Genomic DNA, 10,025 nt, shown 5'->3' on the forward strand with positions numbered 1-10,025 from the left:
GCCTGGCCCGGAGGCACCTCGGCCAGCTCGGCGAGGACCGCCCGGCGCAGCAGCGGGGCTGCGGTGCGGTCGAGGTCGTCGGCGAGCGCGGCCCGCGCGACCCCGCGGGCGTCCTTCTCCCCGACGAGGCCCGGCACCCGGGACGAGCGCAGCCAGCAGGTCGCCAGGAGCACCCAGCGCTCGGCGGTGTCCTGCGCGCGCCACTCGTCGTAGGCGGGGGTCGGCGCCCACGCCGGGTCGGCCTCGCCGTCGTCGGCGGCCAGCCCGGCCAGGCGCACGAGCTCGACGAGGAAGGCGGCGTGCTCGGCGTCCACCTCGAGGCGGTCGGCGACCCGCTTCAGCTCCCGCACGCCCAGCCCGCCGGCGCGCAGCACGGGCGGCGCGGCGGCGCTCCAGCCCTCCAGCAGCTCCTCGACGAGGCGCACCGCCTCCGCCGCCTGGCCGGCCGCGGCGCCGTCCACGAGGTCGGCGCGGCGGGCGAGGGTGGCCACCGGTGGCGGCTCGAGGTCCAGACCGGTGAGCACCCGGCCGCCGCGGAGCGCGACGGCGACCTCGCGCGGCAGCACCACGTGGCCGGGCCCGGCCGGGGCGAGCAGCCCGCGCGCCAGGAGCCACTCCAGCGGCGTGGCGGCCTGCGCGGCCCGCACCGCCCGCTCGGCGTGCTCGACGGCGCCGACCGGCGGGCCCCAGGTGAGGCGGTCCAGCAGCTCGCGCGCCGGGGCGGGGGCGTCCGCGAGCAGCCCGGCGAGGTGCTCGGGGTCGCCCAGGTGCGCAGCGACGGCGTCGAGGTCGCGCACCGGGTCGCCGCTGGCCTCCAGGCCGAGGTCGTCCACCAGCGCCGCCACCCGCGCCGGCGAGCGCGTCCCGAGGGCGTCGCGCAGCCACGGGCCGAGGCCGGCCGGCGAGGGCCCGAGCACGTCGGCGACCGCGCGCACCGGGTGCAGGGCGCGCTCGGGGCCCCAGACGAGCGCGGCGGTGCGCACCTGCTCGAGCAGGCGGCGCACGGCGGTCTGCGGAGCGGCGACCGCGCGCGCCAGGTCGGCCACCGGCACCGGCTCGGGCAGGGCGACCAGCGCCTCGAGCACCTGCAGGGTCGGGGTGTCCAGGCGGTCGAGGGCGCGCTGCACGCTGATCCGGGTGCTGGCCCGCACGGCGAGGGAGGAGGTGTCCGACGGCACCGGGCTGGCCAGGTCCGGGCGGGCCCGCAGCAGCGCGGACAGGACCTCGTCGTCGCGACCGCGCAGGTCGTCGGCGAGGCTGCGCGGGGCAGGGGGGCGGGCGGGCATCCGCTCCACGGTACGCGCCCGCGCTCACCACCGGACCTGCGGCGAGCGGTACCAGGCGAGCCCGGCCCGCTCCCACCGCGGCGCGAGCGCGCGCACGCGGTCGGCGAAGCCGTCCCAGCCCCGGCGCTCCGGCGCCGACCAGGCGACCTCCGCGACGGCCGCCAGCCGCGGCAGCAGCATGACGAAGAGGTCGTCCGCGGTGCGGATCGTCTCGGTCCACAGCGCGGCCTCGACGCCGGCGACGCTCCCGGCGGGCACGCCGGGCAGGGCCTCGAGCGGCTCCCAGTCGTAGGCGTCGCGCAGCTCCACGTGCCCCGCCCAGTCCTGCCCGAGGGCCGTGCGCTCGTCGTACTTCATGTCGAGGTACGTCCTCGTGGCCGGGGAGAGGAGCACCCGGGCGCCGGCGGCGACCGCCGCGGCCACCTCCTCGGCCCCCTCCCGCTCGTCCCAGAACTGCACGACGGTGCCCGGCGCCAGCGGGGCGCGGGCGATCTCCTGCCAGCCGACGACGGTCCGCCCGGCGGCGCGCACGACGTCCGAGGCCGCGGTGACCAGGCGCGCGTACTCGCCGGGCTCGACGGCGAGGGCCTCGTCACCGCCGATGTGCACCCAGGGCCCCGGCGTCATCCGCGCCACGTCGCCGAGCACGTCGCGCAGGAACGCCGCCGTGGCCGGGAGGTCATCGTGCAGGCGGCTGACCCCCACCTCGGTGCTGGTGGAGATCGGCTCGGGGAGCCCGGAGGGGTTCAGCTCCGGGCACGCGTGCTGGGCGGCGCCGACGTGGCCGGGCAGGTCGACCTCCGGCACGACCGTGATGCACCGGGCGGCGGCCAGCGCGAGGAGGTGCTCGTACTGCGCGGCGGTGTAGTGCCCGCCGGGGTCGCCGCCCACGGCGCTGCCGCTCGCCAGGGCGGTCAGCTGCGGGCGCGAGGGCACCTCCAGGCGCCACCCCTGGTCGTCGGTGAGGTGGAGGTGGAGCACGTTGAGCTTGAGCCCGGCCATGACGTCGAGGACGGCCTCCACGACGTCGACGGCGAAGAAGTGCCGCGCGACGTCGAGGCTCAGGCCGCGCCAGGCGAAGCGCGGGACGTCGACCGCGGTGAGGGCGGGCACGGTGAGGTCGCCGCGGCACGCCTGCTCCAGCGTCGCGGCGCCGTGCAGCAGCCCCGGCACGTCCAGCGCCGTGATGGTGACGCGCTCGCCGGTGACCTCGAGCCGGTGCGCCTCGCGGGAGCGGGCGTCGTCCACCTCGGGCGCCAGCCCGACCTCGGAGCGGTCGTCGGTCAGCCGCAGGACGACGGCGCCCCGCCCGCCGGCGTCCTCGCCCTGCGCCACCACGGGCACCGGGACGCCGACGACGCGGCCGAGGACGTCGGCCACGCGGGCGGCCGCCGCAGCGGCGCCGGGCCCCTGCGCCACCACGCGGGTCCCCGCGCGGAGGTCGAACGGCGCTCCGCCGGAGCCCCTCGCGCGCACCGGTGCGGGGACCACGGGGATGACGGGGGCCTCGTCCACGGGCCCGACCGTAGGGCCTTGCCGCTCGGGGGGAGAGGTGGTCTGCTTCCCGGCGTGGTGGCGGGGGGCGGCGCGTGGTCCGTGGGTCTCGACATCGGCGGCACCAAGGTGGCGGGCGTGCTCCTGGACGGCGGCGCGGGCGTGCGCGCCGACCTGCGCCGGCCGACCCGCCGGGGCCCCGAGGGCGTCGTGGCCTCGGCGGCCGAGGTGGTGGAGGCCCTGTGCGCGGCCGCGGGCCTGGCGCTCGGCGACCTCGGCGGCGTGGGCGCCGGGGTGCCGGGCCTGGTCGACCCGGGGACCGGGGAGGTCTCCCACGCCGTGAACCTCGACCTGCCGGGCGGCGTCCCGCTGGGGGCGGTGCTCGCGGCGCGGCTCGGCGTCCCGGTCGGCGTGGAGAACGACCTGGACGCCGCGGCGGTGGGCGCGGCGCACCTGCTGGGGGTGCGCGGCGACCTGGCGCTGCTCTCCCTCGGCACCGGCGTCGCCGCGGGCCTCGTCCTCGACGGGGCGCTGCGGCGCGGTCACCGGGGCGGGGCCGGGGAGGTCGGCCACCTGCCGCTCGTCCCCGACGGGCCGCTCTGCCCGTGCGGGCAGCGGGGCTGCCTGGAGCTGTACGCCTCCGGGGCGGCCCTCGACGCCGCGTGGCCGAGCCGCACCGGGCGGCCGGCGCCGGCGGAGCTGTTCGCGGCCGCGGCGGACGGCGACCCCGAGGCGGTCCGCGTGCGCGACGCCTTCGCGGGCGCCGTGGCGGCCGCCGTCCGGGTGCTGGTGCTGACCTGCGGCGTCGAGCACGTCGTGCTCGGTGGCGGCGTCGCGGCGGTCGGTGCGCCGCTGCTGGCCGCGGTCGCGCAGCAGCTGGACGCCGCGGCCGCCGGGTCGCCGTTCCTGCGCGGCCTCGCGATCCCCGACCGGCTCCGGCTCGTGCCCCCCGGCGTGCCCGTCGCGCCGGTCGGGGCGGCGCTGGCGGTGCGGGAGCGGGGGCCGGCGTGGAGGTGATCGTCCTGGAGTCGCCGGAGGCGGTGGCGCGCGTCGCGGCCGACCGGGTCGCCGCGGTGGTGGAGCGGAGGCCGCACGCGGTGCTCGGGCTGGCCACCGGCTCGTCGCCGACCCTGCTCTACGCCGAGCTGGCGCGGCGGGTCGCGGCGGGCGAGCTCGACCTCTCCCGGGCACGGGGCTTCGCCCTGGACGAGTACGTCGGCCTCCCGGCCGACCACCCGCAGAGCTACGCCCGGGTGGTCGAGCGCCAGGTCGTGGGCCCGCTGGGGCTCGACCCCCGGCGCGTGCGCGTGCCGGACGGCCGGGCCGAGGACCTCGCGGCGGCCGCCCAGGAGTACGAGCGGGCCATCGCCGCCGCCGGTGGCGTCGACCTCCAGGTGCTGGGGATCGGCACCAACGGGCACCTGGCGGCCAACGAGCCGGGGTCGTCCTTCGCCTCGCGCACCCGGGTCACGGCCCTGGCGCCGCGCACCCGGGCCGACAACGCGCGGTTCTTCGACGCGCCGTCGCAGGTGCCGACGCACTGCCTCACGCAGGGGCTGGGGACCATCCTCGAGGCCCGCGAGCTGCTGCTCGTCGTCCAGGGGAGCTCCAAGGCGGAGGCCCTGGCGGCGGCTGTCGAGGGGCCGGTGACCACCGCGTGCCCGGCCTCGGTGCTGCAGCGGCACCCGCGGGCGGTCGTGCTCGCCGACGAGGAGGCGGCTGCGGGGCTGCGGGGCTGACGGCCCGGCGGCGCTCAGCGGGCGGGGAGCACGGGCCGGCCGTCGGCCCACACCGCCTGGACGGACCAGTCGTCGCCGAGCACCACGGCGTCGGCGGCGAAGCCCGGCGCGAGGCGGCCGTGGCGGGCGCCCAGGCCCAGGGCGCGGGCCGGGGTGGCGGTGAGCGCGGTGACGGCGGCGACCGGGTCGAGCCCGACGTCGGTGACCGCGGCCCGCAGGGCGGCGTCCAGGGTGAGCGTGGACCCCGCGATCGTCGACGTCCCCTCCACCAGCGCCAGCCCGCCGCTCACGCGGACGTCCAGGTCCCCGAGCCGGTACCGCCCGTCGCCGGCTCCGGCCGCCGCCATGGCGTCGGTGACCAGCGCGACCCGGCCCGGAGCCGCCGCGAAGAGCAGGGACGCGACGGCCGGGTGGACGTGGTGGCCGTCGAGGACGACCTCGAGCACGACGCGCTCGTCCGCGAGCGCGGCGACGACCGGCCCCGGGGCGCGGTGGTGGATGCCGGGCATGGCGTTGAAGGCGTGGGTGAGCAGGCGGGCCCCGGCGTCGAAGGCCCGGCGGGCGCCCGCCAGGTCGGTGGTGGTGTGCCCCACCGCGACGGTCACCCCGGCCTCGACGAGCACCTCCACCGCGGCGAGCGCTCCCGGCAGCTCCGGGGCGAGGGTGAGCTGGCGCAGGGCGCCGCCGGAGGCCTCCAGCAGGCGCCGGACGGCGTCGGCGGTGGGCTCGCGCAGCGCCCCCGCGGCGTGGGCGCCGCGCCGCGCGGGCGCGAGGAACGGGCCCTCCAGGTGCGCGCCGAGCACGCAGGGGTCCGTGCGGGCGAGGTCGGCGACGGTGGCCAGGCGCTCCTCGAGCACCTCCAGCGGGGCGGAGACGAGGCTGACCAGCGAGCGGGTCGTGCCGTGCGCGCGGTGCGCGGCGAGCGCCGCGGCGGCGCTCGCCGGCCCGTCGTCGACCGCGGAGCCGCCGCCGCCGTGGACGTGCAGGTCGAGGAAGCCCGGCGCCAGCCAGCGCCCCGCCACGTCGACGACCTCGTCGGCCGCGGGGGGCCGCCCGGTGCCGGTGGCGGCGACGGTGTCGCCGGAGAGCAGGACCCAGCCCTCGACGACGCCGTCGACGTCGATCCTGCGGGCGTCCGCCAGCAGCGTGGTCCTCACCCCGCCATCCTGCCGCCGGCGACGCACTAGCGTCCGGTGGATGCGGATCGGGATCACCCTGCTGCCCCAGCTGCGCTGGCGCGAGGACGCGGAGCGCTGGCGCCGCGCGGAGGCGCTCGGCTTCGACTCCGCCTGGACCTACGACCACCTCGCGTGGCGCTCCCTCGCCGACGAGCCGTGGGGCGCGACGGTGCCCACCCTGGTCGCGGCCGCCACGGTGACCTCCCGGATCCGGCTGGGCACCTGGGTCGCCTCGCCGAACTTCCGCCACCCGGTGCCCTTCGCCAAGGACGCCGCCGGGCTGGACGACGTCAGCGAGGGCCGGCTCACCCTCGGCCTGGGCGCCGGCGGGGCGGGCTTCGACGCCGCGGTGCTCGGCGGTCCCGAGCTGTCCGCGCGGGAGCGGGTGGACCGCTTCGCCGAGTTCGTCGAGCTGCTCGACGCCCTGCTGACGCAGCCGCTCACCACCTGGAGCGGCCAGTGGTACTCGGCCGTGCAGGCCCGGATGGTCCCGGGCCCGGTGCAGCGCCCGCGGCCCCCGTTCGTCGTCGCCGCCAACGGCCCGCGCTCGATGCGCCTGGTCGCCGCGTTCGGGCAGGGCTGGGCGACCACCGGCCCCTCCGGCGTCGACGACGGCGCCTGGTGGCAGGGGGTGGCCGACCTGTCGGCGCGGCTGGACGACGTCCTCGCCGCCGCCGGGCGCGACCCGGCCGGCGTGGAGCGGTACCTCAACGTCGACCGCGGCGAGGAGGGCGGGTACGCGATGAGCTCGGTGGAGCGGTTCGCCGACGCCGTGGGCCGCGCCCGCGACCTGGGCTTCACCGAGGTGGTGACGCACTGGCCGCGCGCTGAGGGCGTCTACGCCGGCAGCGAGGACGTGCTCGAGCGGGTCGCGGCGCGCCTGGGCGAGCTGAGGGCCGCGTGAGCGCGCTGGAGGGCGCCGCCGCGCCCGTCGTCGGCTTCGACCTCGACATGACGCTGGTCGACTCCAGCGTCCGGATCGGCACCTGCCTGACCGCGGCGCTGGCCGCCCACGGCATCACCACCACCCCCGCGGCGGTGTGGCGCACGATCGGCGTCCCGCTGGAGGTGGCCCTGGAGGACCTGGCCCCCGGCGCCGACGAGGCGCTGCGCGCGGCCGTCGCCGCCGACTACCGCGCCCGGCACGACGCCCCGGACGCCCCCGGCGTGCCGCCGCTGTCCGGAGCGCTGGCCGCGCTGGACGCCGTCCGGGCGGCCGGCGGGCGAGCGCTGGTGGTCAGCGCCAAGAAGCAGGGGCCGCTGGAGCTCGTGCTGGCCGAGGCGGGCCTGGCGGCGTCCGTCGACGTCGCGGTGGGCGGGCGGTTCGCGGAGGCCAAGGGGGCGGTGCTCGTCGAGCTCGGCGCCACCGCCTACGTCGGTGACCACCCCGGTGACGTCGTCGCCGCCCTCACCGCGGGGGTGGAGGGCCTCTCGGTGCTCACCGGGCCGATCGGGGAGGTGGAGCTGCGCGCGGCGGGGGCCACGGCGGTGCTGCCCGACCTCACCGGCTTCGGGGCCTGGCTGGAGGGCCACGTGCGGCGGCTGCGGGCGGCCGCGCCGCCCCCGCGGCGTTGACCACCCAGCCCGCCGGGGCCGATACCCTGGGGGTGCGGTCTGCCGAATCCCAGGTGGCCGCCCCGACGCTGCGACACGAGAGTCCTGAGGTCCCCACCGTGCCCACTGGCAAGGTCAAGTGGTTCGACGCCGAGCGCGGCTTCGGCTTCCTCGCCACCGACGACGGCGAGGAGGTGTTCCTGCACGCCTCCGCGCTGCCCGCCGGCACCGAGACCGTCCGGCCGGGCGCCAAGCTCGAGTTCGGCGTCGCGGACGGCCGCAAGGGCAAGCAGGCGCTGTCGGTGCGCGTGATCGACGCGGGCCACTCCGTGGTCGCCGCCCAGCGCAAGCCCGCCGAGGACATGGTCGGCATCGTCGAGGACCTCATCAAGGTGCTCGAGGGCCTGTCCGCGCAGCTGCGCCGCGGCCGCTACCCCGAGAAGGCCGGCACGGCCAAGGTCGCGGCGGTGCTCCGCAAGGTCGCCGACGACCTGGAGGGCTGAGGCCCCCGTGCCCCCTGCCCGCACCCGCCGCCCCGCGCTGGACGCCGCCGCCGCGGCCGCCGTCGAGCTGGCCCGCGAGGCCGCCGTCGAGGCGGCGCGCGCCGACGGCGCCTCCGGCCCCGGGGCGGTCGGCGAGCACCTCGGCGCCCGCGCCGACGGCGACCGCGTGGTCACGCACCGCTTCGCCTGCACCGACCCCGGCTACCGCGGGTGGGTGTGGTCGGTCGTGGTCGCCCGCGCGCCGCGCGCCAAGGTCGTCACGGTCTCCGAGGCCGCGCTGCTGCCCGACGCCGACGCCGTGCTCGCCCCGGCGTGGCTGCCCTGGAGCGAGCGCCTGCGCCCCGGGGACGTCGGCCCGACCGACGTCCTGCCCCGGATCGCCGAGGACGACCGCCTCGAGCCCGGCTACCAGGCGACCGGCGACGACGACGTCGACGCCGTGGCGATCTGGGAGCTCGGCCTCGGCCGGCCGCGGGTGCTCTCCGCCCTGGGCCGCTCGGAAGCCGCCACCCGCTGGTACGAGGGCGAGTCGGGGCCGAACGCCGAGAGCGCGCGCGCCGCGGCGGCCCCGTGCACGACGTGCGGGTTCTTCCTGCCGCTGGCCGGCAGCCTGCGCCAGGTCTTCGGCGTGTGCGCCAACGACTGGTCGCCCGACGACGGCCGCGTGGTCAGCCGCGACCACGGCTGCGGCGCCCACAGCGAGACCGACGTCGTGGTCGAGCCCGAGCCGGTCTCGGTGCCGGTGCTCGACGAGACCGGCTACGAGCCGGTCTCCCTCACCGACTGACCCGCCCCGCCACCCCTCGTGATCATGGGATCCCGCCACCTGCCGAGTGGCGCGGTCCCATGACCGCGCCGGACGCGTTCGGGACCGAGGCGCTGCGCGAGGCGGTCCTCGCGGCCTGGTCGGCCAGCCCCGACCGGTTCCGCGAGGACGCCAACGCCGAGGAGGACCTCGCGCTGGGCGGCTACCGCGACCGGGTCGTGGTCGAGCTGGCCCAGAACGCGGCGGACGCCGCGGCCCGCGCCGGGGTGCCGGGCCGGCTCCTCCTGCGGCTGACCGGCACCGACGGCCCAGCTGCCACCGGCGACCCCGCGGGCACCGGCGGCGCGGTGCTCCTCGCCGCCAACACGGGGGCACCGCTGGACGCCGCGGGCGTGCGGGCGCTCGCCTCGCTGCGGGCCTCGGCCAAGCGCGAGGACGCCGGCGCCGCCGGGCGGTTCGGCGTCGGGTTCGCCGCCGTCCTGGCGGTCACCGACGCCCCGCGCGTGCTGCGCGCCGACGGCACCGGCGTCGCCTTCTCCCGCGAGCGCACGGCGGCCCTGGTGGGGGAGCGGGCCCCGGCCGCGATCGCCGCGGAGGTGGCCGCCCGGGCCGGGCACGTGCCGGTGCTGCGCCTGCCCTGGGCCCTGGAGGGGCCCGCCGCCGCGGGCGGCGGGGTGCCGGACGGCTGGGACACCGCCGTCGTCCTGCCGCTGCGCGACGCCGCCGCGGTGGCGGCGGTCGAGGCCCAGCTCGCCGCGGTGGACGACGCGCTGCTGCTCGCGCTGCCCGCGCTGGCCGAGGTGGTCGTCGAGGTCCCCGGCCGCGCCCCGCGCCGCGTGGCCGGCGTCGAGGAGCGCTGGCACGTGGTGCGGCGCACCGGCCGCTTCACCGCCGTCGACCTCGCGGGGCGGCCCACCGAGGAGCGCCAGCGCCTCGCGGCCACCGGCTGGTCCGCGGCCTGGGCGCTGCCCCGCGACGGCGGCTCCGGCGCTGCCGCTCCGGTCGTCCACGCGCCCACGCCCACCGACGAGCCGCTGCCGTGGCCGGCGCTGCTCGTGGCGAGCCTGCCGCTGGAGGCCTCGCGCCGGTCGGTGGCGCCGGGGCCGGCCACCGACGCCGTCCTCGACGGCGCGGCCGCGGCCTTCGTCGACCTGCTCGTCGAGCGCGCCGCCGCGCGGGCCGACGTGCTGCCCCTGGTGCCGGTCGGCCTCGCCGCGGGGGCGCTGGACGCCGCCCTGCGCGAGCGGGTGCTCGCCCTCCTCCCCGGCGCCCCGGTGCTGCTCTCCGTCGAGGAGGGCGCCCCGCTGCGCCCCCGCGACGCCGTGGTCCTGGAGGGCGCGCTCGCCGACGACCCGGTCGCGCTGGCCGCCCTCGCCCCCCTGCTCGCCGGGCTGGTCGCCGCGCCGGCGCGCTCGCGCGCCGCGCTGCGGGGCCTCGGCGTGCGGCGCCTGGCCCTGGCCGACGTCGTCGACGCCCTGCCGCCCACGGCCGATGCCGCGGCGTGG

At 79.7% G+C, this 10,025-nt stretch carries 9 protein-coding genes and 1 pseudogene; 7 read left to right on the top strand and 3 right to left on the bottom strand.

Annotated elements, in window-relative coordinates; all coding sequences use genetic code 11:
- Together AC5FZL_RS12520 and AC5FZL_RS12525 are read right to left on the bottom strand one after the other, a co-directional pair.
- Nucleotides 1–1,286: pseudogene (locus AC5FZL_RS12520) on the bottom strand (DNA-binding protein); the annotation flags it as partial.
- Nucleotides 1,287–1,310: 24 nt separating this feature from the next.
- A complete protein-coding gene (locus AC5FZL_RS12525; protein WP_493619088.1) occupies nucleotides 1,311–2,801 on the bottom strand; it encodes a beta-N-acetylhexosaminidase in 1,491 nt (496 codons plus the stop codon).
- 54 nt (nucleotides 2,802–2,855) lie between these two features.
- Here AC5FZL_RS12525 and AC5FZL_RS12530 point away from each other — a divergent pair, with 54 nt between their 5' ends.
- Entirely contained in the window at nucleotides 2,856–3,797 is a 942-nt protein-coding gene (locus AC5FZL_RS12530; protein WP_493619090.1) for an ROK family protein, read from the top strand.
- Nucleotides 3,788–4,519, top strand: a complete 732-nt coding sequence (locus AC5FZL_RS12535) for a glucosamine-6-phosphate deaminase (protein ID WP_493619092.1) — start codon at nucleotides 3,788–3,790, stop codon at nucleotides 4,517–4,519. Before AC5FZL_RS12530 ends, AC5FZL_RS12535 begins: the two co-directional genes overlap by 10 nt.
- A 14-nt stretch (nucleotides 4,520–4,533) precedes the next feature.
- Here the strand turns inward: AC5FZL_RS12535 and nagA are convergent, their stop codons facing one another.
- Nucleotides 4,534–5,676, bottom strand: coding sequence for an N-acetylglucosamine-6-phosphate deacetylase (gene nagA / locus AC5FZL_RS12540; protein ID WP_493619094.1), 1,143 nt, complete (start codon nucleotides 5,674–5,676; stop codon nucleotides 4,534–4,536).
- 40 nt (nucleotides 5,677–5,716) lie between these two features.
- Between nagA and AC5FZL_RS12545 the strand changes: the two genes are divergently transcribed.
- The 5 genes from AC5FZL_RS12545 to AC5FZL_RS12565 all read left to right on the top strand — a co-directional run.
- Complete coding sequence (locus tag AC5FZL_RS12545) at nucleotides 5,717–6,601, top strand: LLM class flavin-dependent oxidoreductase (RefSeq protein ID WP_493619096.1); 885 nt, start codon at nucleotides 5,717–5,719, stop codon at nucleotides 6,599–6,601.
- Nucleotides 6,598–7,272, top strand: a complete 675-nt coding sequence (locus AC5FZL_RS12550) for an HAD family hydrolase (protein WP_493619098.1) — start codon at nucleotides 6,598–6,600, stop codon at nucleotides 7,270–7,272. Before AC5FZL_RS12545 ends, AC5FZL_RS12550 begins: the two co-directional genes overlap by 4 nt.
- A 98-nt stretch (nucleotides 7,273–7,370) precedes the next feature.
- Nucleotides 7,371–7,754, top strand: coding sequence for a cold-shock protein (locus AC5FZL_RS12555; protein ID WP_493619100.1), 384 nt, complete (start codon nucleotides 7,371–7,373; stop codon nucleotides 7,752–7,754).
- A gap of 7 nt (nucleotides 7,755–7,761) precedes the next feature.
- Entirely contained in the window at nucleotides 7,762–8,541 is a 780-nt protein-coding gene (locus AC5FZL_RS12560; RefSeq protein WP_493619102.1) for a DUF3027 domain-containing protein, read from the top strand.
- Between the two features lie 59 nt (nucleotides 8,542–8,600).
- On the top strand, nucleotides 8,601–10,025 hold a 1,425-nt coding region (locus AC5FZL_RS12565; RefSeq protein WP_493619104.1), incomplete at its 3' end, for a sacsin N-terminal ATP-binding-like domain-containing protein.

This window comes from Quadrisphaera sp. DVD1 (assembly GCF_058932755.1).